16 protein-coding genes, 6 tRNA genes and 1 pseudogene are annotated in these 22,304 nt (G+C 46.3%); 5 read left to right on the forward strand and 18 right to left on the reverse strand.

Going from position 1 to position 22,304, the window contains the following annotated elements; translation table 11 throughout:
* Nucleotides 1-61 precede the first annotated feature (61 nt).
* The gene (locus KT99_RS12965) at nt 62-3,484 is read right to left on the reverse strand and encodes a hybrid sensor histidine kinase/response regulator (protein WP_005500784.1); all 3,423 of its coding nucleotides are present in this window, start codon (nt 3,482-3,484) and stop codon (nt 62-64) included.
* Nucleotides 3,485-3,662: 178 nt separating this feature from the next.
* On the opposite strand from KT99_RS12965, the gene acs reads away from it, so the two are divergent.
* The 3 genes from acs to KT99_RS12980 all read left to right on the forward strand — a co-directional run bounded on the left by acs (nt 3,663) and on the right by KT99_RS12980 (nt 7,851).
* On the forward strand, nt 3,663-5,618 hold the full coding sequence (gene acs, locus KT99_RS12970; protein WP_005500786.1) for an acetate--CoA ligase: 1,956 nt from the start codon (nt 3,663-3,665) through the stop codon (nt 5,616-5,618).
* Between the two features lie 158 nt (nt 5,619-5,776).
* Nucleotides 5,777-7,519 (forward strand): DEAD/DEAH box helicase, encoded by a 1,743-nt coding sequence (locus tag KT99_RS12975; RefSeq protein WP_005500787.1) that lies wholly within the window; start codon nt 5,777-5,779, stop codon nt 7,517-7,519.
* A 62-nt stretch (nt 7,520-7,581) separates the two neighbouring features.
* On the forward strand, nt 7,582-7,851 hold the full coding sequence (locus tag KT99_RS12980) for a GrxA family glutaredoxin (RefSeq protein ID WP_040571975.1): 270 nt from the start codon (nt 7,582-7,584) through the stop codon (nt 7,849-7,851).
* Nucleotides 7,852-7,946: 95 nt separating this feature from the next.
* Here the strand turns inward: KT99_RS12980 and KT99_RS12985 are convergent.
* The 16 genes and pseudogenes from KT99_RS12985 to KT99_RS13060 all read right to left on the reverse strand — a co-directional run bounded on the left by KT99_RS12985 (nt 7,947) and on the right by KT99_RS13060 (nt 20,102).
* Nucleotides 7,947-9,096, reverse strand: a pseudogene (locus tag KT99_RS12985) (DcaP family trimeric outer membrane transporter).
* A 368-nt stretch (nt 9,097-9,464) separates the two neighbouring features.
* Nucleotides 9,465-9,540: transfer RNA gene (locus KT99_RS12990), tRNA-Lys, on the reverse strand.
* A gap of 60 nt (nt 9,541-9,600) precedes the next feature.
* Nucleotides 9,601-9,676: transfer RNA gene (locus KT99_RS12995), tRNA-Lys, on the reverse strand.
* 120 nt (nt 9,677-9,796) lie between these two features.
* A tRNA-Lys gene (locus KT99_RS13000) sits at nt 9,797-9,872 on the reverse strand.
* Between the two features lie 253 nt (nt 9,873-10,125).
* Nucleotides 10,126-10,201, reverse strand: a tRNA-Lys gene (locus KT99_RS13005).
* A gap of 253 nt (nt 10,202-10,454) precedes the next feature.
* Nucleotides 10,455-10,530: transfer RNA gene (locus KT99_RS13010), tRNA-Lys, on the reverse strand.
* Nucleotides 10,531-10,783: 253 nt separating this feature from the next.
* Nucleotides 10,784-10,859: transfer RNA gene (locus KT99_RS13015), tRNA-Lys, on the reverse strand.
* Between the two features lie 284 nt (nt 10,860-11,143).
* The gene (ybgF, locus tag KT99_RS13020; RefSeq protein WP_040571972.1) at nt 11,144-11,887 is read right to left on the reverse strand and encodes a tol-pal system protein YbgF; all 744 of its coding nucleotides are present in this window, start codon (nt 11,885-11,887) and stop codon (nt 11,144-11,146) included.
* A gap of 19 nt (nt 11,888-11,906) precedes the next feature.
* Nucleotides 11,907-12,443 (reverse strand): peptidoglycan-associated lipoprotein Pal, encoded by a 537-nt coding sequence (gene pal, locus KT99_RS13025; protein WP_005500802.1) that lies wholly within the window; start codon nt 12,441-12,443, stop codon nt 11,907-11,909.
* 35 nt (nt 12,444-12,478) lie between these two features.
* Complete coding sequence (gene tolB, locus KT99_RS13030; RefSeq protein ID WP_005500804.1) at nt 12,479-13,807, reverse strand: Tol-Pal system beta propeller repeat protein TolB; 1,329 nt, start codon at nt 13,805-13,807, stop codon at nt 12,479-12,481.
* A 10-nt stretch (nt 13,808-13,817) separates the two neighbouring features.
* Nucleotides 13,818-14,777 (reverse strand): cell envelope integrity protein TolA, encoded by a 960-nt coding sequence (gene tolA, locus KT99_RS13035; RefSeq protein WP_040571973.1) that lies wholly within the window; start codon nt 14,775-14,777, stop codon nt 13,818-13,820.
* A 3-nt stretch (nt 14,778-14,780) separates the two neighbouring features.
* Nucleotides 14,781-15,218, reverse strand: a complete 438-nt coding sequence (gene tolR / locus KT99_RS13040) for a protein TolR (RefSeq protein ID WP_005500814.1) — start codon at nt 15,216-15,218, stop codon at nt 14,781-14,783.
* Entirely contained in the window at nt 15,218-15,907 is a 690-nt protein-coding gene (gene tolQ / locus KT99_RS13045; protein ID WP_005500815.1) for a protein TolQ, read from the reverse strand. Before tolQ ends, tolR begins: the two co-directional genes overlap by 1 nt.
* Entirely contained in the window at nt 15,897-16,295 is a 399-nt protein-coding gene (gene ybgC / locus KT99_RS13050) for a tol-pal system-associated acyl-CoA thioesterase (RefSeq protein ID WP_005500816.1), read from the reverse strand. The genes tolQ and ybgC overlap by 11 nt, the downstream gene beginning before the upstream one ends.
* 168 nt (nt 16,296-16,463) lie before the next feature.
* Nucleotides 16,464-18,614, reverse strand: a complete 2,151-nt coding sequence (locus KT99_RS13055) for a prolyl oligopeptidase family serine peptidase (RefSeq protein WP_005500817.1) — start codon at nt 18,612-18,614, stop codon at nt 16,464-16,466.
* A gap of 618 nt (nt 18,615-19,232) precedes the next feature.
* Nucleotides 19,233-20,102, reverse strand: coding sequence for a flagellar protein MotY (locus KT99_RS13060; RefSeq protein WP_040571974.1), 870 nt, complete (start codon nt 20,100-20,102; stop codon nt 19,233-19,235).
* 142 nt (nt 20,103-20,244) lie between these two features.
* Here KT99_RS13060 and rnt point away from each other — a divergent pair, with 142 nt between their 5' ends.
* Nucleotides 20,245-20,922, forward strand: a complete 678-nt coding sequence (rnt, locus tag KT99_RS13065; RefSeq protein ID WP_005500820.1) for a ribonuclease T — start codon at nt 20,245-20,247, stop codon at nt 20,920-20,922.
* 91 nt (nt 20,923-21,013) lie between these two features.
* Here the strand turns inward: rnt and KT99_RS13070 are convergent, their stop codons facing one another.
* The gene (locus KT99_RS13070) at nt 21,014-21,619 is read right to left on the reverse strand and encodes a peroxiredoxin C (RefSeq protein WP_005500821.1); all 606 of its coding nucleotides are present in this window, start codon (nt 21,617-21,619) and stop codon (nt 21,014-21,016) included.
* Nucleotides 21,620-21,931: 312 nt separating this feature from the next.
* On the opposite strand from KT99_RS13070, the gene KT99_RS13075 reads away from it, so the two are divergent.
* Nucleotides 21,932-22,304 (forward strand): GntT/GntP/DsdX family permease (locus KT99_RS13075; protein ID WP_005500822.1); only part of this gene is annotated, 373 nt, incomplete at its 3' end.

Below are 22,304 nucleotides of genomic sequence, written 5' to 3' on the forward strand. Positions count from 1 at the left end.
AGAAAACACCTTCCCAGAGAGAGACAAATCTATAGGGTCAGACCATCACATTTCAAACGAATCATTTAACCAGACTCGAAATTAAGGCTCTCAACGCGGCGGGCTTCACCATCTTCGCCATATAACGATACCCCTTACGCTCAACTTCATCCACCAGCTCTTTATTGGTATTAGCAGTAATAAGTACGCCAGGAAGATGGCTGCCATATAGGGCACGTATGCCATCCATAGCATCGACACCATTTTCGTCATTATCCAGATGATAATCGGCTAATACTATGTCCGGAGCGACCCCTTTGAGACCCAGTTTAATTCTGGCATCGGCAAGATCGGTGGCACAGATCACTTCACACTGCCAACGGCTGAGTAAACTATCCAGTCCCGCCAAAATCGTTTCTTCATTATCGATGCACAGTACCTTAACACCGACTAAAGGCTGGATAATGGCCGCCGTTTTTTTCACCTGCGTCTCAGTAATTATCTTGCCCATAGGGACGCTGATTGAGAAAACTGAACCTTGACCAAGAATTGAATCCACCTTGATCTCATGCTCCAATACCCGGCCGATCCGATCGGCAATCGCTAAGCCAAGACCCAGGCCGCTGACGCTCTTACTGGTGGGGTTATCCAGACGCTTAAACTCTTTGAAAATCTCCGAAATTTCACTCTCATCGATACCACAGCCAGTATCCAGTACCTGGATTTCAAGATATTCTCCCCGATGACGGCAGCCGAGCAAGACACGATTTCCCTTGGCGTAGCGATAGGCATTGGTCAAAAAGTTTTGCAATACCCGCCTGAGCAGACTCAAATCTGAGTTAACGGAGGCTGTACTCGGCACCATACTGAACTTGATCTGATAATCTTGGGCCATGGCAGCAAATTCTACCGACAATCCATCGAGTAATTCTGAGATAGCAAAGTCACGACGATTGACATCCACCACGCCCGAGTCGAGCTTAGAGATATCCAGCAGATCCGTGAGCAGCTCACCGGCAATCTTGAGTGAGCTGTTTACATGGGAGAGTGTCGTCTTGCTCTCCTGATCTAAGTTTGGATATTGAGACAAGGAGGCGGTAAATAATCTCGCCGCATTCAAGGGCTGCATCAAGTCATGCCCCACGGCAGCTAAAAATTTACTCTTAGAGGCATTAGCCATCTCTTCCTGAGTCTTAGACTCCAATAACTGACTGTTTAACATCGCCAGCTCATAGGTCCTCTCCTTCACCCTCGCCTCCAGAGAATCGTTCACCTCCTGCAGGGCCTTAGCATGTTCACGATATTGAGTGATATCGGTGAAGGTCATTACGAAACCGCCACCTGGCATAGGATTGCCCTGTATTTTGATCACCTTGCCGTCTTGCCTCTCTCGCTCCGACACATGGGCGGTGCCGTTTATCATGTGCTGCACCCGCTTATTAACCTGATCCTCTATTTCACCCACACCACAAAAACCGCGTTCGGCGTTGAAACGCACCACCTCACTGATGGACATTCCCTCTTTGAGAAAACCTGTCGGGTATTGATATAGCTCGGAGTATTTATGATTCCAGGCCACCAGCTTTAAGTCTTTATCCACCACACTCATGCCTTCATAGGCGTGTTCTATGGCTCCACGCAACATGTCTTGGCTAATAATTATCTTGGAAGAGGCTTCATCGACCAAATTAAACACTTCATCGAGTGCCAGATCCCTGCCCTGCAACACAGAATCCATCACCAAGGCTGCACTCGAGCCACCTAAGACCCCAGCCAGAATATGCTCAGTGTGGGCGATAAGCTCGGCAGGAGCCGCCTTATGCCAACTGTCACTCTTTACCGCTTCTTCGGAAAATCGAGAAAAACTCTCATAGGCGCGAGTCGGGCTGACGAACCGGCTCGCCAAGATCAAGAGATCTTGCTGAGAGATGGGGGCACCCTTGCGGCTGCTGCTATTCTTAAGCTCCCCGGGAGTGACAAACTGACTGGCTTGAATACGCTCCGATACTCCGGCCCTAAACCAGATAGAGCCTAAGATATAGCAGGCTAAGTTGGCGAGTAAGGCGGTTAAAATATCTCTTACATTGGGATTAATCGTCTCCAGCAGACCAAAATCACTGCCAAACACACCGCTGGCAGCGTACGCTCCCTTGACTAATATGTAACACCAGAGACCGAAGCCAACCAGCAGTCCAAGTAACACCCCGGAGCGATTGCCATGCTTCCAATACATACCACCTATGAGCGCCGGTCCCAGTTGGGCGAAGGCGCCGAAGGATAACATCCCCAGCGCCGAGAGGGAGTCGCTGTCCATAAAGGTGAGATAGCTGAAATAACCTAGGCCTAAGATGACAATGATCGACAAGCGGCGGGCATTGAGCAAAAACTGAGAAAATTGACTGAAATTTTTCTGCTTAATTTTCCCGGTGCGTAACATGATGGGCACCAACCATTCGTTACTCACCATCACGCTGATGGTCACCACAGCAACCACCACCATGCCGGTCGCGGCAGAAAGTGTACCCAGCAGGGCCACCACGGCCAACATGGGTTGATCTAAGGCTAAAGGCAAGTTAATCACATAAGTATCGGCGGCAACCGAATCCCCTAAAATCAGCTTCCCTGCTAAGGCTAATGGCGCGACAAACAAGCCAAACAGCAATAGATAGATGGGAAATATCCAGCGCGCTTTTAATAGACTTTTCTCATCCATACACTCCACCATCATCACATGGAACTGTCTGGGCATGCACAAGAAAGCCGCCATGCCCACCAAGAGCTGAGGCATCAGGGACTCCACTCTGAGGCTAGGCTCGCTGATCAAGTTTCGCTCCGCCGCCTGACGCCAGATATCACCAAAACCATCGAAATAACCAAAGCTTATCACCACACCGACCAGTAAAAATGACGCTAATTTGACCAAAGATTCGAAGGCGATGGCCAACATCATGCCGGGATTATGCTCGGTCGCATCGAGTTTTCTGGTACCAAATAAGATGGCAAATACGGCGAGTACAGCCGTGATGATCAAGGATATCTGGGCACCATCGAAGGGAGAGTCATCGGCCTGAAACAGATTGAGGCTAAATACCATGGCCTTAAGCTGCAAGGCGATATAGGGCATGATGCCAAATAGCGCAATTAAAGTGACGATGACCGCGAGTAATTGAGACTTACCATACCGGGCGGCAATAAAGTCCGCCACCGAAGTGATGTTATGGGTTTTAGAGACAATCACCATCTTTCGCAGCATACCAAAGCCTAAGGTAAAGATGAGGATTGGGCCGATAAATATAGGTAAAAAAGACCAAAGGTCCTGAGCCGACTGGCCAACGGTGCCGAGAAAACTCCAGGATGAGCAATAAACAGCTAGACTCAAGCCATAGATCCACACTTGGATCTTCTTGGTTATTTTACTGAACCAACGCTCCGCTCCCCACGCGAGTAGGAACAGCAGAAAAACATAAAAAACGGCAATAACGCCAACCACTATGGTCAAATTCATATGACTCTCATATTTTTATGCTCATTGTGCGTTAAATAGAAGATTAAATCCAGACATGAGTTTATTTACAACAGACTAAAAACAAAGGATATTTTTTTACTAGACCAAGGTCTAATAGAGCAAATAGCCCCGAAACCTACATACTAAACCCAATCTCATTAGATATAAGGGAAGCCCCATGAGCACGCAGTCTCTCTACAAAGTTCCCAGCAAAATCGCTGAAAACGCACATATAAACGAAGAAAAATACAAAAAAATGTATCAAGAGTCGATTGTGAATCCTGAAGGTTTCTGGAGAGAGCACGGCCAACGTATCGATTGGATTAAGCCATTCACTAAGGTAAAGAAAACCTCATTCGACGATCATAACCTGTCAATCAATTGGTTCTATGACGGCACTCTCAACGCCTCGGCCAACTGCTTAGACCGTCACCTTGAAAAAAATGCCGACAAGGTCGCCATTATCTGGGAAGGCGATGATGCTAAAGATCAGCGCACCATTACTTACGCTGAATTACACCGAGATGTGTGTAAGTTTGCCAATGCATTAAAAAGCCAAGGTGTGAGACGTGGCGATGTGGTCACCATTTACATGCCCATGGTCCCGGAAGCCGCCGTTGCCATGTTGGCTTGTGCGCGCATTGGTGCGGTTCACTCTGTGATATTTGCTGGTTTCTCACCGGACTCAATTGCCACACGCATCATAGATGGTAACTCTAAGGTTATCGTCACCGCCGATGAAGGCGTGCGCGCAGGTCGCATTATTCCGCTCAAGGCCAATATAGATCAGGCACTGTCTCACCCGGATGTGACTTGTGTAGAACGTGTCATCGTTCTCGAGCGCACCGGTGGCGATGTCAATTGGCAAGAAGGTCGTGACATCAAGTGGAATACTGTCATGGAAACAGCCTCTGAGCATTGCGTACCCGAAGAGATGGGCGCCGAAGCCCCCCTATTCCTGCTCTATACTTCAGGCTCGACCGGTAACCCTAAAGGTGTGCTACATACCACAGGTGGTTACATGGTCTACGCGTCTATGACCCATGAATATGTGTTCGATTATAAAGACGGTGAAGTCTACTGGTGTACCGCAGATGTGGGCTGGATCACCGGCCACTCTTATATGGTCTATGGCCCACTTGCCAATGGTGCAACCATACTGATTCACGAAGGGGTACCTAACTACCCAACACCTTCTCGTCTGGGTGAAATTATCGACCGCCATAAGGTCAACATACTCTATACCGCACCTACGCTAATTCGCGCCCTGATGGCAGAAGGCAAGGAACAATTTGATAACTTCGATGGCAGCTCTCTGCGCATCATGGGATCCGTGGGTGAGCCAATTAACCCTGAAGCTTGGCGCTGGTATAACGAAGTCATAGGTCACGAGCAGTGCCCCATCGTCGATACCTGGTGGCAGACCGAAACCGGCGGTATTCTGATCAGTCCATTGCCCGGCGCTATCGATACCAAGCCTGGCTCGGCTACCCGCCCATTCTTCGGTGTACAACCAGCCATTGTCGATAGCATGGGTAACATCATAGAGGGCGTAGCCGAAGGTAACCTGGTTATACTCGATTCTTGGCCAGGACAGATGCGTACCATATTTGGTGATCATGACAGATTTGCACTGACTTACTTCAAGACCTTCCGCGGCATGTACTTCACTGGTGACGGCGCGAAACGTGATGAAGACGGTTATTACTGGATAACGGGTCGAGTCGATGATGTGATCAACGTATCTGGCCACAGACTTGGCACCGCCGAGGTAGAGAGCGCTTTAGTTTCACATAAAAGTGTGGCAGAAGCCGCGGTGGTGGGTTACCCCCATGACATCAAGGGCCAAGGTATCTACGCTTACGTCACACTCACCAGAGGCACGGTAGAATCTGAAGAGCTTCGCCAAGACCTGAGAAAATGGGTAAGAAAAGAGATTGGCGCCCTGGCAACACCGGATCTTATTCAATGGGCCAGCGGTCTGCCTAAGACACGCTCGGGTAAGATCATGCGCCGCTTCCTGAGAAAGATTGCCGCCAACGAAGTGACCAACTTAGGAGACTCATCGACACTGGCCGATCCGGCTGTTATCGATGTCTTGATTGAGTCTCGCCTGAACCGCAGCGAGTCATGATTCGAAGATAGACAGTCATCTTTGCTAGCCCCTCACATGAGGGGCTTTTTATTGTCCAGATGAAATTAATTAGCGGAAAATTAATTTAAAGGGAAACATAGCGAGTCAGGCACCGCACTGATATGCTTTGCCATCGGTATTTTGAACAGCAGATTTTCGTGCAATTAAGAGACTATCAACAACAAGCGGTCGACTCGGCGGTAAAACACTTCAAGGCAAGCCCGGACTCAGCCGTGCTAGTGCTACCTACGGGAGCGGGTAAAAGCATAGTGATTGCCGAGCTGGCCCGAATCGCCAATGGCAGAGTCTTGGTCTTGACCCATGTCAAAGAACTGGTTGCACAAAATGCCGAGAAAGTCGGCATATTAACCACGGCCGCCGGGATCTACTCTGCCGGCTTGAAGCAAAAAGCCACCGAAGACAAAACTATAGTCGCCAGCATTCAATCTGCGGTGAGAGCGCCGGAGAAGTTTAGCAGCCCATTTTCTTTAGTGATCATAGATGAGTGTCACAGGATAAGTCAGGATAAAGACAGCCAATATCAACAGCTGCTAACACACCTCAGGAACATCAATCCCAAAATCAGGCTGCTGGGACTCACAGCAACCCCCTACCGACTGGATCTCGGTTGGATCTATCGTCACCACTATCATGGCAAGGTAGGCAATCCTGACAAGGCGGTGTTTGAGCAATGCATCTTCGAGCTCCCCATGCGCCCCTTGATAAAACGTGGCTACCTGAGCACACCTAAAATATTCGATGGTCTCAGTGCCCAATATGATTTCAGCTCCCTTAAGGCCTCAACTAGCGGCCAATATCAAGAAACCGAAGTCAATGACTTACTCAGCCATTGCGGTCGGGCAACCACGGCCATCGTTAAACAACTGGTGCAGATAGGCAACAGCAGACAAGGCGTGATTATCTTTGCCGCCACAGTGCGCCACGCCGAAGAGATACTCAAACTCTTATCTGCAGAGCCAGCCGCGCTGATCACAGGCAAGACCAGTACCGAGCAGCGCGATAGCCTAATTAAAGAGTTTAAGGCCAGGAAGATTAAGTACCTGATAAACGTTGCCGTGTTAACCACAGGCTTCGATGCGCCTCATGTGGATCTGATCGCCATTTTACGTCCGACCGCTTCGGTGAGCCTGTTTCAGCAGATGGTCGGTCGGGGCTTAAGAATATGTGAGGGAAAATCTGAGTGCCTGATCATAGACTATGCCGCTAACGGCTACGATCTCTACTTTCCGGAAGTGGGTCAAAATAAACCGAACCGTAAATCTGTTCCGGTACAGGTGCATTGCCCTGTGTGCAATTTCGCCAATATCTTCTGGGGCCTGGTCGATGACGATGGTGACATCATCGAGCACTTCGGCCGACGCTGTCAGGCGTTAATCGAACAAGGTGGCCAGAAGCAGCAATGTGATTTCAGGTTTAGATCTAAAGTCTGCCCAAACTGCGGTGAAGAAAATGATATTGCCGCCAAGATCTGTCATAGCTGTGATGCCATGCTGATCGATCCCGATAAACGCCTCAAAGAGGTACTGCAGCAAAAACATCATCATCTGTTTAAATGCGATGCCATGTTATTCGAAGAGGATAAGGACAGACTAAAAATCAGATACATAGACATCGACGGTAACGATTTTTGTCAGTATTTCAATTTTCAGACTAAGGCGCAGATCCGCGCCTTCTATGCCATATTCGTGCTATCACACACCAAAACGCCAGGGCTAAAACACCCAAGATACAGCAAGGTACAAGAAGTTATTGCAAGCCGAGACCTGTTTCGTAAACCAGATATGTTGTTACTTAAAAAGCATAAAAAGGGCTGGGATCTACAGGAAACCTTCTTCGATTATCGGGGGCGTTACCAAACTGGGAATAACTTTCTCCAATAGAGAATATGCAATTTAAGCGTGATTATGGTATAAAAGTAGCGACTAAATTTTCAGGAGTTCATATGTTTGTCGTAATCTTTGGCCGTCCAGGCTGTCCTTACTGTGTTAGAGCGGTACAACTTTCTGAGCAACTCGTTGAAGCTCGCGATGACTTTAAGTTTAAGTACATCGATATCCATGCAGAAGGGATTAGTAAAGCGGATCTTGAAAAAACAGTCGGTAAGCCTGTTGAAACTGTCCCACAGATCTTCATCGACAAAGAACATGTCGGTGGTTGCACCGAGTTTGAACAGTATGTCAGAGACAATCAATTACTTTCAACTCCGGCTTAACGTATAAGATTTCATTCTCAATTCTCAACTAAAAAAGGAGGCTTAAGCCTCCTTTTTTGATCTTACTGTTTTATAAACGGATATATCGATTGCTATTAGAGCACGTATTTCACCGAGAATATGACACGATTTAACTCGCCACTATCCCCATTTTGTTTGGTGTTCTCTGCATACATATACTCGACACCCACTGTCATAGGCTTAACCGGTGAATAGAGTAAGTTAATATAAGCAGAATAAGACTCTTTGTTTACCCCTCCCCCCGTTAGTGCTTCATTGTTGTCAGCCTTAAAGCCTTAAAGCCCGAAAGCGTGAAGCTTGAGCGCCACTGATCAGTCCACCAGTGACGATATGAAGCAAAGCCACCATAAGAGCTGATGGTTTCAATCTCACCATTGGCATCTAATACACCGGCGTTAGCATAGTTCAGCGCCATGTAACGGCCTAAACCATCGCCAGCGGTAGCAGAGAGCTTAATGTCATCGTCACCGACAGGAATGACCCCTGTGAAGCTCACACCATAGCCAATCTCTTGGGTATCAAGATTGTCTATCTCGACATTTAGCTGTCTCGCCAAACCCGCAACGGTGAATTTCGCGCCACCTTCAGTCTTAAAATTATAGCGTGCAACAAAATCTGGTACCATGCCACTGCCGCTGGTGATACGAGCACCACCGCCATTTGGTGTAACAGTCGTTTCAGGGTTCTCTATCGCAAACTGAAAGCCACCATTGGTATAACGGACGATAGTTTGACGAACAAAAGGTGTGCCTTCGGCCGCACCGACAAAGTCCAAATTCTCAGGAAGTGCACCAGGATTCTGGAAGGTTGTCCAGGTTTGACCCACTGTCCAGTTATCATAACTGATAAAGGCATGTCTGATCCGCGGAGAATAACTGTTAGATACTCGCTCATTACCATCGCCATGGGTAAAAAAATCAAGTTCGATAAACCCTGTGAGTTTATGGCCATCGAGATCTGTGCTGGTCTTAAAATTGAAACGGGTCTCACGAGCCTGAAAATCGACAACTTGATTGCCGTTACTCGTATCACCGTAGATGGTGCCAGGCACATAGAACTGTCTGGACAGGTTACTGGAATCTGGAGCGCCATTGCTGTAATCACTGAACATCACATCGGCTTTGACGTACCTCCGAATTTAAACTCTGTATCACCTGCTTGTGCCCCTGAGCTGACTGCTAGCATAGTCGCTATGACCACAAGGCTCATCTTTGCTTGTCTCATTATCTCTCTCCCGTAACACTATTATATTATTTACAAGAATATGAACTAGACAACAATCGAACAACATTGGCAATAAGTCTATGAGACAAAAGTATAATATCTAGGTCGGAAGTAATAAGCTAGCGCTTTTATTGGTCGATCTATTGAGGTGCTATCTCTGAAATGCTGTAGCGTGAAGATAGGGTTTTGTAGTCTTAAGCTGTGAGCATCCAAACTTTCGACCAATATAATAGTTAGAGCAAGCCAACTGAGCTAACGGCCCTTTCTGGCATTGCTTTTCTGAATCACTAATTAGGTGGATTATATAAGAACTAAATTTTAGAAAGGAAAATCGATTTGAACCAGAGTTAGGGGTGACCACCAAAAAGTGGTGGGCCGTGAAGGATTCGAACCTTCGACCAATTGGTTAAAAGCCAACTGCTCTACCAACTGAGCTAACGGCCCTTTCTGTTCTGGTATTGCTTTCCTGAATTCATTTGCCTTGAAGCAAATCCACCTCAGAAGTGGTGGGCCGTGAAGGATTCGAACCTTCGACCAATTGGTTAAAAGCCAACTGCTCTACCAACTGAGCTAACGGCCCTTTCTGGTATTGCTTTTTCTGAATTTGCTTGTTCATCGCAATGAACGAGTCCACTTTCAGCTAGAGTGGTGTTGAATTTTACAATTCAAGCATTCACTTGATTTGTACACTTTCAAGAAGTGGTGGGCCGTGAAGGATTCGAACCTTCGACCAATTGGTTAAAAGCCAACTGCTCTACCAACTGAGCTAACGGCCCTTTCTGGTATTGCTTTTTCTGAATTTGCTTGTTCATCGCAATGAACGAGTCCACTTTCAGCTAGAGTGGTGTTGAATTTTACAATTCAAGCATTCACTTGATTTGTACACTTTCAAGAAGTGGTGGGCCGTGAAGGATTCGAACCTTCGACCAATGTGCTAGTTAAGAGTAAAGCCAACTGTGCTCTTATAACAAAGCATCAACTGAGCTAATCTCTCTTCAACCTTTCCTCAGTTTATCCACCAAGAGGAAGTGGTGGGCCGTGAAGGATTCGAACCTTCGACCAATTGGTTAAAAGCCAACTGCTCTACCAACTGAGCTAACGGCCCTTTCTGGTATTGCTTTTTCTGAATTTGCTTGTTCATCGCAATGAACGAGTCCACTTTCAGCTAGAGTGGTGTTGAATTTTACAATTCAAGCATTCACTTGATTTGTACACTTTCAAGAAGTGGTGGGCCGTGAAGGATTCGAACCTTCGACCAATGTGCTAGTTAAGAGTAAAGCCAACTGTGCTCTTATAACAAAGCATCAACTGAGCTAATCTCTCTTCAACCTTTCCTCAGTTTATCCACCAAGAGGAAGTGGTGGGCCGTGAAGGATTCGAACCTTCGACCAATTGGTTAAAAGCCAACTGCTCTACCAACTGAGCTAACGGCCCTTTCTGGTATTGCTTTTTCTGAATTTGCTTGTTCATCGCAATGAACGAGTCCACTTTCAGCTAGAGTGGTGTTGAATTTTACAATTCAAGCATTCACTTGATTTGTACACTTTCAAGAAGTGGTGGGCCGTGAAGGATTCGAACCTTCGACCAATGTGCTAGTTAAGAGTAAAGCCAACTGCGCTCTTATAACAAAGCATCAACTGAGCTAATCTCTCTTCAACCTTTCCTCAGTTTATCCACCTAAAGGAAGTGGTGGGCCGTGAAGGATTCGAACCTTCGACCAATTGGTTAAAAGCCAACTGCTCTACCAACTGAGCTAACGGCCCTTTCTGGTATTGCTGATAGTTAAGAGTTAAGAGTTAATAACCGATTATCATCTGGTTAAAGCCAACAGTCTGTTTCTACAAGAAACTGAGCTAACGGCCCTCTTAGTAGCAAAATCTCTGGTTAAACTATTCGAAAACGGCTTAACTCAAGACCCCAAAGCAACACTGCTGCTCTGAGGGCGCCTATAATACCTTTTTCATATCCTCTTGCAAGTGCATTTTCTACATTTTTTGCTGTTTGCATGAAAAACAGACTAAGAGTCTGTTTTTTGAATAAATAAGGATTAAAGAACAAACAATTGCTGTTGTGCCAAGCGAGCTGCTGCGCTATTTGCGTACTCTTTAATAACTTGTTGATAGTAAACTTTCGCAGAAGGCACCTTTCCAACCTTCTCAGCTATCATCCCAAGCTTAACTAAACTATCAGCACGCTTATTTGAATCTTTAAAGCGATTAACTACAGTTTCGAATGCTTGCTTAGCAGGTTCAAAATCACTCTTGTTATATAAGAGCTGTCCCAACCAATAGTTAGCGTTAGCTGCGTAAGTAGATTCTGGGTACTGTTTTATGAACCCACTGAAAGCAGGAATCGCCTCCTCATACTTTCTCTGCTTGAGCACTAAGTTAACGGCATGCTCATAACTGGCTATTTCGCCTAAAGTAGAAGAGGAGGAGGAGGAGGAGGAAGTTAAGCTAGCTTGTGACGTTGCCACGATAGGCGCTTGGGCGGACTTAACCGATAGATTTGCGATCTCTTCGTAGAGTTGACGCTGACGCTGGAGCATCTGGTCTATTTGATAACCTTGCTGCTCATTTAAACCACGTAAGTCGAGCACTTCCTGCTGTAGTGTATCCAAGCGTTGCTGAGTCTGAAATTCTGACTGTTGCTTTGCTTGAAAAATCCTTTCTAAACGTGCAACTCTTTCTTCAGTAGAACTACCGGTAGCATCAGCCACCGGTGCAGGTACAGCAGACGCCACACCTATACTAAGAAAAAGAATTGCCGTCGTTAATACGGCTCTTTTCATAGATAAACCTACCAAACGATTAGTAAACTAAAACAGCTCGGCGATTAATCGCGAAACTATCATCTGTGCGAGACATATCTAATGGCTTCTCTTCACCATAGCTGACAATACTCATTTGACTAGGCAGTACGCCCATTCCTTGTAGGTATTTAGCAACGGCCTTCGCACGCCTCTCACCCAAGGCGATATTGTACTCAGGAGTGCCACGCTCATCGGCGTGACCTTCGATCATCAAGCGAACATTTGGATGCTCGACTAAATAGTTACCATGGGCTTGAAGAACTTCGGCGAACTGAGCCGATACCAAACTGCGATCAAAATCAAAATAGATGATGTGCTCTTTACGCAACTCTTGATATTTCAGACGTTGTTGCTCTTCAGGAGTCAAAATTGGCGCTACACCTCCGGTTTCTACACCACCAGTAGCTAACTCACTACCTGAACCTGATGTTGAGCTAGTCGCATCAGTTTCAGACTCAGAAGTAGAGCTACAAGCACTGAGGGCCATAATCGGAAGTACAACCAACATAGCTTTAAACAGCTTATTGAGATCCATTTTAAAATCCTTAATATTTTTTATAGTTAAAATTGTTAGAGAAAAGGTGACCATGAAGGAGACTTAACCTCCCCCTGACCCGCAGGCAATCTTGCTTTGAATCGTCCGTCCGTAGATACAGCCCCTAAAACCTGCTTACCTTGATGGGTTGTTCCATATATCACCATAGTGCCATTCGGCGCTACACTCGGTGACTCATCGAGACGCGTTGACGTAAGTATTTGCATAAATCGCGTCTCAAGATCCATTCTTGCGATATTAAACTTACCGTTAGTGCGATTTACGAATATCATACTGCGACCGTCCGGTGCAATAGAACCACCTAAGTTCCACTCCCCTTCAAAGGTCAGGCGCTGCACTTTACCCGAGGCTAATGTCACCTTATAGATTTGCGGGCGACCGCCGCGTTCAGAAGTAAATATTAAAGACTTACCATCGGGAAACCATGAAGCTTCGGTATCGATAGCATAATGGTTTGTGACTCGTTTGAGTGCTTTGGTCGCGATATCAATCACATAAATTTCAGGCTGGCCATCTTTAGATAAAGTTAATGCCAACTTCTTTCCATCTGGGGAAAATACCGGGGCACCATTAATGCCATTGAAACTGGAGACCTTATTACGAGACTGAGTATAGATGTCCTGAATAAATATTTCGGCTTTTTTATTTTCGAAGCTAACATAAGCCAACTTACGACCATCCGGAGACCAAGACGGTGACATCAATGGCTCGGAGGAGCGCAATAACATCTGCTCGTTATAACCATCATAATCAGAGATCATTAACTGATAGGGAGACTTCTCACCATGCTTGACTACCACATAGGCGAGACGAGTTAAGAATGCGCCGCGAATGCCTGTCAGTTCCTCGTAGACCAGATCACTGATCCTGTGACCATACTGCCTAAATTGTGCGGCTGAGATAACCGTCTCGCGACTATCGATAAGATATTCACTATTAGACTGCGGTCCCGCTCCTTGTTGCATTTGAGCCTTTACCAGGTCGACCAAGTCGAAAGTCACCAGGTATTGGTCATTGCCATAAGGCTTAATCGAGCCCATTACAACAGCTTCGGCGCCTATGCTTGACCAATCTTTAGCGACAAACTGAGACACACTACTGATATTACGTTGAGGTAAGCCTAACTCATCGAGCGGCTTAAATGCACCACTACGAATAAGATCCGACATCACAACATCTGAGATCTGCTCAGGTGCGGCCCCAGCCCCTTGCCAAACAAACGGGATCACGGCAATAGGACGCGCGGCATCCACTCCTTCGGTAATAATGATATCTAACGCGGCTCTTACTGGTGAGCTTACAATAATCAGGCTTAAAAAGAGCCACTTCCCCAAAGTCTTCATAGGACTCCTCTTAATTGAATTCCGGTTGAACGGTTAAATTAATTTCTTTGAGTTCGTTGTACACATTTGGTTCACTCGATACAGGCAGACGTCCAGCCTTGTTTATGGCGGCCTGAGTCGCATGGCATACTGCAGAATCTCCAGACAATATCTTGGTTCCTGTAACAAAGCCATCATTTGCAAGGCGAATAAATACCCTACAAGTCTTCCCACGCATCGACTCATCGACCAACAAGTGACGTTGGATGGTCGCCCTAATCATGCTGGTATAACGCTGCACCTCACTCATCACCTGCCTGTTACGGGTCTGCGACAATGCCGCCTGCTCCTCCGCCAAGGCATCTTGCATCATCTGCTCTTGCAGTTGACGTTCTCTCTCTTCGGCCTTACGTTTACGCTCGGCGTCCTCTTTACGCTTTCGATCAGCTTCTGCTTTACGTTTACGCTCATCGGCAGCTTTTTTAGCCGCGGCCTCTTCCTGTTTAAGTTTCGCCTCGGCTTTCTTAGCCGCCTCTTCAGAAGCCTGACGCTCTTTCTCTTTCTGCTTACGGAACTCTTCAGCCTGCAGCGCCTTCTCTTTTTCCTGCTTCAGCTTCAACTGAGCCGCTTTTGCCGCTGCCAATGCATTCTTAGTTTCAATCTCTTTCTGCTTGCGCTCAATTTCCAGCTTTTTAATTTGAGCCTGCTCACGTTCTCTTTGTTGACGCGCTTCTGTCGCTCGGCGTTCCAAATCATCTTGGCGCGCCTTCTCTTTACGAGCAACCTCTCTTTTCTCGGCCTTTAATCTCTCAACATGCTGAGCCACTAATTTCTGATCGACCACCACGGCCTTCATCGCGAGTGCTCTCACCTGAGGCTGAGGTTTTGGTTTATCAGAAAAGTCCATACCTAAGGCAATGATGATTAACATGCCAATATGAATACCCGCTGAAATGATCATAGGTAAAGTAAAATCTGATTTAACTGCCACCGACTAATCTCCAGGTGAATCTGTCATCAAACCTACCGATGGTACGCCCACACTTTGTAAGCTCACCATCAACTGAATCACTTTTTCATAGGTAATACTTCTATCGGCTTTTACCACCACAGGGCGCTCGGGCTCCAATAAAATAATGGCGCCCACACGAGTGGCAACCTCTTCAAGATCTAAGGGCTCCTTCGAACTTGAGCTGCCCACATCCAAAAAATAGTCCCCGTAAGCATCGATAGAAGCGACGATCGGCGGCTTACTATCGGCAGGAAGCGCCTCAGATGCCGCCTGAGGGAGATCCACTTTCACCCCTTGAGTGACCATCGGCGCCGTCACCATGAAGATGATCAACAACACCAACATCACATCGATATATGGCACCACATTGATCTCGGCAACGAGACGCCGGCGTTTTCGCTGATAATAACCCTGCTGCATTAGCTTTCATCCTTGTCACTGTATGCTTGACGATGCAAGATACTGGAAAACTCCTCCATGAAGTTCGCATAGGACATCTCAACACTGTCCACCAGAGTCGTAAAGCGGTTATAGCCGATAACGGCCGGAATAGCCGCGAACAGACCCATGGCCGTGGCGATCAAGGCTTCGGCTATACCCGGAGCGACCATGGCAAGGGTGGCATTTTCCACCGCACCGATGGCAATAAAGGAGTTCATGATCCCCCAAACTGTACCAAATAAACCAATATAAGGACTGGTAGATCCGATTGTGGCTAACAGAGGTAAGTGAGTTTCAAGCTTTTCCATCTCGCGAGACAGAGAGACACGCATGGCGCGATAACTGCCGTTCATTACGGCATCTGGAACCTTGCTATTGAGCTTACTTAATCTTGCATACTCTTTAAAACCTGTATGGAACAGGGTTTCCAATCCGGTATTGCTATCTTGTCTGACCGATAGCTCTTTATAGAGTTTGTTGAGATCCACTCCAGACCAAAACTTATCCTCAAACTTGAGGACATTTTTCTTTGCAGCGCTTAATAAACGACTACGTTGAATGATAACGGCCCATGACATCACAGACAGCCCCAGCAAGGTAAGCATTACAAATTTAACCAATATACTGGCTTGTAAAAATAACCCTATAATTGAAATATCAGCTTCCACCTTTAAACTCCTGAACTATATTTTTAGGGATGGCACGAGGTCGCATACGCGATAGAGAGATACAGGCAACTAAGACTTTCGCCTCACAATATATTACGCCCTGCTCGTCAATTAACTTTTGTTCAAACATCAAAGATGCTTTCTTCAAATCTGTGACAACGGTTTCGACGATAAAGTTCTGCTCAAATCTCGCTGCACGGCAAAAATTTAATTCGGCCCTTTTAACCACAAAGGCAATATCATCGGCCAACAGAGCGGCCTGCTTCACTCCCATGGCCTTCAGCCACTCGGTACGAGCTCGCTCAAAAAAGTTAAGATAATTTGAATGATAAACAACGCCACTTGCATCGGTATCTTCGTAATAGACAGAAATAGGCCAACGAAACATGAATTATAAGCGCCAATCATGAGAGGAAATAGAGGCCTACTATACCTAGACCCAATGCAATTGTGAATGCTTGCCCTGCTTAGAAGTGGGTGATAATCATAAAAAATTGTTAATAAAAAAGAGGAACCAGGCTCCTCTTTTCTGCATCATTTCACGATTACATGCTTATCAATTAACTTTTGCCGGTATTTTTAACCCGAAACTTTCAAAAAGAAAGCTGTAGATATCGGCAAATTCATCGATTTTCATCGATGTCGGCTTACCCGCACCATGACCCGCCTTAGTTTCGATACGCATTATGATAGGCGCATCTCCCTGTTGCTTCGCCTGCATCATGGCAGCAAACTTAAAGCTATGCAGCGGCACCACTCTGTCGTCATGATCGGCTGTCATCACCATAGTCGCCGGATAGCTACGCTTGGTCACGTTATGATATGGAGAATAAGCCAACAAGGCCGGAAACTGCTCGGCAATATCCGCGCTGCCATATTCACTGGTCCAGGCCCAACCGATGGTGAACTTGTGGAACCTGAGCATATCGAGCACACCAACGGCCGGTAACACGGCGGCAAACAACTCTGGACGCTGAGTCAATGTCGCGCCCATCAATAAACCACCGTTACTGCGGCCATAGGCCCCCAGCTTAGTTTTATTGGTGTAGTTCTCCTCGATTAAATATTCTGCCGCCGCATAATAGTCATCGAATACGCTCTGCTTCTTATCTAACATGCCAGCCTGATGCCAGCTCTCGCCGTACTCGGCGCCGCCTCTTAAGTTTGGTACCGCATAGATCCCACCCATGTCCATCCAGGCTATGTTGGCCGGACTGAATCTTGGCGTCAGCGAGATAGCGAAGCCGCCGTAGGCGTATAACAGAGTCGGGTTTGCGCCATTCTTCTGCATGCCTTCCTTGTATGAGATCATCATAGGTACGCGAGTACCATCTTTACTGGTATAGAAAATTTGTTCCGAAGTGTAATCCTCAGGCTTGAATGACACCTTGGGCTCGGCGTAAATTGATGATTCACCCGTCTTGAAATCAAACCTGTAAGTTGTCTTAGGTTGCACGTAGCTATTATAGACATAATAAAAATAGTCTTTACTGCGCTTACCATAAGGACCGGTGACCTTGCCTTTACCAGGAAGCGTAACGTTTTGGCGCTTTACCCCATTCATGCTAAAGATTGATAGTTTTCCGAGCACATCATGCAGATAACTCACCACCAAGTGATCGTTAATAATTGCAATATTGCTGATTGGATCACTCGACTCGGCAATGAGGGTTTGCCAATTTGCCTTATCACTGTGATTGATATCGATTGCTATCACTTTACCGTTCGGTGCATCGAGATCTGTCTTAAAATAAAACACCGACTTATCGTTGCCTAAGAAAGTGTATTCGGCTTCCAGATCGGTGATCAACGCCACCACTTCAGCTGGCTTCTCCAGCGACTGATAGAAGAAGCGATTACGTGTGTCAGTTCCTTGGGAGATAGAAAGCAGCAAATAATCACCCGCTTCGGAGACTTCAATACCGAAACCCCAGTCTTTATTTTGCGGACGCTCATAGACGAGCTTATCGCTCACCTGTTCTGTCCCTATCTGATGAAAATAAACTTTCTGATTGAAGTTAACATCGGCCAGTAAATTGCCACCAGTTGGCGCATCATATCGAGCGTAATACACACCGGTATTATCTTTGTTCCACACCGCTTTTGAGAATTTAATCCATTTCAGCTCGTCATCGAGCTTCACTCCGGTTTTGACATCGACAAATTGCCACTGTTGCCAATCTGAACCCGACTTAGAAACACCATAAGCTAGAGTCTTGCCATCACCACTGACCGAGACACCCGATAAAGCCACGGTACCATCACTCGATAGCATGTTTGGATCCAATACGACTTTCTCATCCCCATTGGCAGCTGTAACATAAAGTACCGATTGAGCCTGCAGACCGTTATTTCTATAGCAGAAGGTGTTTTTACCATGTTCGAACGGTGCCGATACCTTCTGGTAATTCCACAACTCGGTGATTCGATCGACCACGGCTTGTTTGTTTTTTATGCCAGAGAGGTATGCCTTTCCCTCTGCTTGCTGCATCTTCACCCAAGCTTGGGTTTGCTCCGTGTCTTGTTCAAGAAAACGATAAGGGTCTGCAACTTGCACTCCATGGATGGTTTCAATCATCCCGGTATCCATTGTGACCGATGCAGGTTTTTGCTCTGATTCTTGCTGCGCTGTCTGACACCCCATAAGCGCAAGGGCTAAACTCGCTATTAATAGGTGCTGCTTTGTCAATTTTCTTTTAAATATCATGTTTGCTGTCCTGCTGCTGATATTGATGGTATCTCTTATTATCTTTTCTCTAGGCCTAGGCCCAGCATTGCAAGCCACTATACAAGTAATTATTTTCGAGGCCATCAAAGAATATTTGATGCCGAATGATTGCATCGATAGTCATATCAACAATCCTGTAACATGGGTTAATTAAGTAGACGTTGAATTATGCAGTTAATTTGCTTAATCAAGCGGAAACCAGCTGATTTAGTGCATTTAAGGATCTAGATCACACTTACCTGTATTAGTTATTCTAATGCTAAATGGTATTTTTTCTAGTTTGTCAGTTCCGGTGCCTAAGCCTATACTGATCTCGTTTTCAGGAAGTATCTGTTTTACAGATATGAAAACAAGAACTCTTAATTCCCGTGTCTGACACGGGAATTTTATCCCTGGTTCTTATGCTTGACTTCCTTCCTTCAATTTGTTGATTGCAATATATTATTTGCGGCCCGCTTAAGTTATTAAGCGGGCTTTTTTTTGCCTAAAATCCTTAGCTCGCCACTGACTAGATTATCAGCAATAAAAAGCCCAGCTTCAAAGCCGGGCCTAATCGCTAACATATTAACCGTATATCATATCCTTTATTTCCATCCATCACATAGGTTTACTAATCCTAATGACAACCCGTCTGTTTCTGCCTCGTTCGTCTATGCTTGCATTCGAGGCAACGTGACGACGTTCCCCATGGCCAACCGTATGGATACGATCTTGATTGATCCCCGCCGATAAGAAAAAGTTCTTCACCGAATCTGCACGCTGCTCTGACACTCTCTGGTTGATTGAGCGACCACCATAACTATCCGTATAAGCATCAATCAATACCAGCTCAATTTCAGAGTCATAGGCGAGATACTCTTGCACTTTGGCAATCTGTGATTTAGAGAAGCGAGTTAACTCCGAGCCGCCCGACTCATAGGTCAATACAGTAAAGGCGATATCGTCGAAACTATAAGGCAACAATCCGGCAAGACAGGCCTTAAAGTCTCTGTAATTACGATTGAAATTAACCGCAGAGAGGCCAACGGCAATTTTATTTGCTTGATTATACCAATCGGCGTAGTAAAAGGTAGGCTCCATGCCGCGTTCAAGCTCGGCCAACATGGACCAAGCAGCATTACGCGGCACTTCGCCGCTGAAGTACTTCTGATAGGTCAGCTCAGTGATCTCTTTAGAAAGAATGCCCGGTCGCCAAGCTGGCGCCATACTCATCAGGGTCGCTTGAGTGACTTGATCGGGTTTAAGCCACATATCCAAACTGAAATTCAAATTATGGTTTTTACCCGCAATGCTGGTGAACACTGCTTTGCCATAGGCGGGGATATCATGTTCGAGACGACATATAATCGGCGTATTGCCACTCAACTTCCACTGTGACTGATCGAGAGAGGCAACATAATGACGCAATTCTGCAGTCGCAAAAAAGGGCATACATAATGTCGACGCTATCAATACTTTAAGCCACATACCTGATACTCATATTAATTCTATTACTTAATGCTATCGGCACACTTTTACAGACCTTTAGCTTAAAAAACAACCATTCAGACATGACAGCATTAAGTGCTTGCCTCATAATAGCGGCCTAATAACTATTTGGACACATTCAATGAGCGAGATTTGCGACGCCAACAAATTAAATCACCGTTTTAGGGGCTATTTCCCGGTGGTCATCGATGTCGAGACTGCCGGCTTCAATTGCCAAACCGATGCGTTGCTTGAAATCGCCGTCACCATGCTGAAAATGGATGATGAAGGTATACTCAGTTTAGACAAGACCCTGCATTACCACATAGAACCGTTCGAAGGAGCAAATTTAGAACCTGACGCCCTCGCCTTCAATGGCATAGACCCAACGAACCCACTTCGCGGTGCTGTCAGCGAGAAAGAAGCCTTTCTCGAGATCTTCAAAGAGGTCAAGAAGGCGCAGAAAGCCGTCGGCTGTCACAGAAGCATCATAGTTGCCCACAACGCCGCCTTCGATCATGGCTTTGTGTCCAAGGCCATCGAACGTTGCGCACTTAAACGTACGCCTTTCCATCCTTTTGCTACCTTCGATACCGCCGCACTTTCAGGTTTAGCACTGGGCCATACTGTGCTCGCCAAAGCCTGTTCGATAGCCGGCATCGACTTCGATAACAGCGAAGCCCACTCGGCGCTTTACGATACCGAGCGTACCGCCGAGCTCTTCTGCCACATAGTCAACAAGTGGAAAACCCTCGGCGGCTGGCCATTAGCGGTAAATCACGACACTGTTGCAACGGCGAGTGAGGCAAGCACAGGTTAATAAGCTTAAATCTAAGAATTAAGCAGACACAAAAAAACCGCGATAATCGCGGCTTTCCTTAATGCTTTAGACTAACGATAATCGGTTAAGATTATAGAGAATCTGCATTATCGCTTAGGTAAGCAGCAACGCCTTCTGCGCTTGCGTCCATACCTTTGTCGCCTTTTTCCCAGCCAGCAGGACAAACGTCACCGTGCTCTTCGTGGAACTGAAGTGCATCGATCATACGCAGCATTTCGTCGACATTACGACCGAGTGGAAGATCGTTAACCACTTGATGACGAACCGTGCCTTCTTTGTCGATGAGGAAAGAACCACGGAAAGCAACACCAGCTTCAGGATGCTCAACGCCGTATGCCTTACAAATCTCATGCTTAACATCAGCAACAAGCGTGTACTTAACCGGACCAATGCCACCTTCAGCAACCGGTGTGTTACGCCATGCGTTGTGAGTGAATTGTGAATCAATAGAAACACCGATCACTTCCACACCACGCTTCTTGAACTCTTCCATACGATGATCGAAGGCGATCAGCTCAGATGGGCAAACGAAAGTAAAATCAAGTGGGTAGAAAAATACTACCGTGGGTTTGCCTTTGGTGGCTTCAGCTAGGTTGAAGCTATCGACGATTTCGCCGTTACCAAGTACAGCTGCAGCAGTAAAATCAGGTGCCTTACGGCCTACTAATACGCTCATTTTATATCTCCATCTATGGATTGAAAAACGCTTTTCATTTTAAATCTTAAGGCATTATAGGCAGTGTTTTCCTGCATACAAGCTTTTTGCGACGAATATCACCTTTATTAATTGAATCTTCATCCCTTGGTATATTAAGGCATCGTAATAAACTTACCGACACTGGGGTTATTTACAAAAATTAACTATTTATGTCCACACTGAGTGAACAAACTCTCAGTTTTAACAGATATATCCTCAGTCTACTGGACAAGGCAAGCCTAGCTAAGCAAGAATGTCTGCCCAACTGAAGATAAGAAAGAATCTATTGATATGAACGCTGTCGTCATCGCTGTTTGCCTCATGCTAGGCCTAAGTTTAGCCCGGGTAAATGTTGTAATCGCACTCACAGTAAGTGCACTCGTCGCAGGTCTGGTTGGGGGAATGAGTCTTCAACAATCGGTGGATGCATTTAACACCGGCTTAGGTGGTGGCGCACAAATTGCGTTAAGCTACGCACTCCTAGGCGCTTTTGCCGTGGCTCTGTCACATTCAGGCTTAACCACGCTTATTTCCAGAAAGGTCATTTCGCTACTGGGAAAAGAACAGAACGGCGCTAATATGAATCGCGTTCGTTGGATCCTGTTACTGGCTATCCTAGCCAGTAACAGGATCCAACCTTTGCAGCACACTGGACTGGCCGTCG

The sequence above is a fragment of the Shewanella benthica KT99 genome, assembly GCF_000172075.1.
GTDB classification, from domain to species: Bacteria; Pseudomonadota; Gammaproteobacteria; order Enterobacterales; family Shewanellaceae; genus Shewanella; species Shewanella benthica_A.

What these genes read in the sequence shown, in the direction of transcription:
- KT99_RS12965 (WP_005500784.1), bottom strand. Translation starts at nt 3,484, where the DNA reads ATGAATTTGACCATAGTGGTTGGCGTTATTGCCGTTTTTTATGTTTTT.
- acs (WP_005500786.1), top strand. Translation starts at nt 3,663, where the DNA reads ATGAGCACGCAGTCTCTCTACAAAGTTCCCAGCAAAATCGCTGAAAAC.
- KT99_RS12980 (WP_040571975.1), top strand. Translation starts at nt 7,582, where the DNA reads ATGTTTGTCGTAATCTTTGGCCGTCCAGGCTGTCCTTACTGTGTTAGA.
- ybgF (WP_040571972.1), bottom strand. Translation starts at nt 11,887, where the DNA reads ATGAAAAGAGCCGTATTAACGACGGCAATTCTTTTTCTTAGTATAGGT.
- pal (WP_005500802.1), bottom strand. Translation starts at nt 12,443, where the DNA reads ATGGATCTCAATAAGCTGTTTAAAGCTATGTTGGTTGTACTTCCGATT.
- tolB (WP_005500804.1), bottom strand. Translation starts at nt 13,807, where the DNA reads ATGAAGACTTTGGGGAAGTGGCTCTTTTTAAGCCTGATTATTGTAAGC.
- tolR (WP_005500814.1), bottom strand. Translation starts at nt 15,218, where the DNA reads ATGCAGCAGGGTTATTATCAGCGAAAACGCCGGCGTCTCGTTGCCGAG.
- ybgC (WP_005500816.1), bottom strand. Translation starts at nt 16,295, where the DNA reads ATGTTTCGTTGGCCTATTTCTGTCTATTACGAAGATACCGATGCAAGT.
- KT99_RS13055 (WP_005500817.1), bottom strand. Translation starts at nt 18,614, where the DNA reads ATGATATTTAAAAGAAAATTGACAAAGCAGCACCTATTAATAGCGAGT.
- KT99_RS13060 (WP_040571974.1), bottom strand. Translation starts at nt 20,102, where the DNA reads ATGTGGCTTAAAGTATTGATAGCGTCGACATTATGTATGCCCTTTTTT.
- rnt (WP_005500820.1), top strand. Translation starts at nt 20,245, where the DNA reads ATGAGCGAGATTTGCGACGCCAACAAATTAAATCACCGTTTTAGGGGC.
- KT99_RS13070 (WP_005500821.1), bottom strand. Translation starts at nt 21,619, where the DNA reads ATGAGCGTATTAGTAGGCCGTAAGGCACCTGATTTTACTGCTGCAGCT.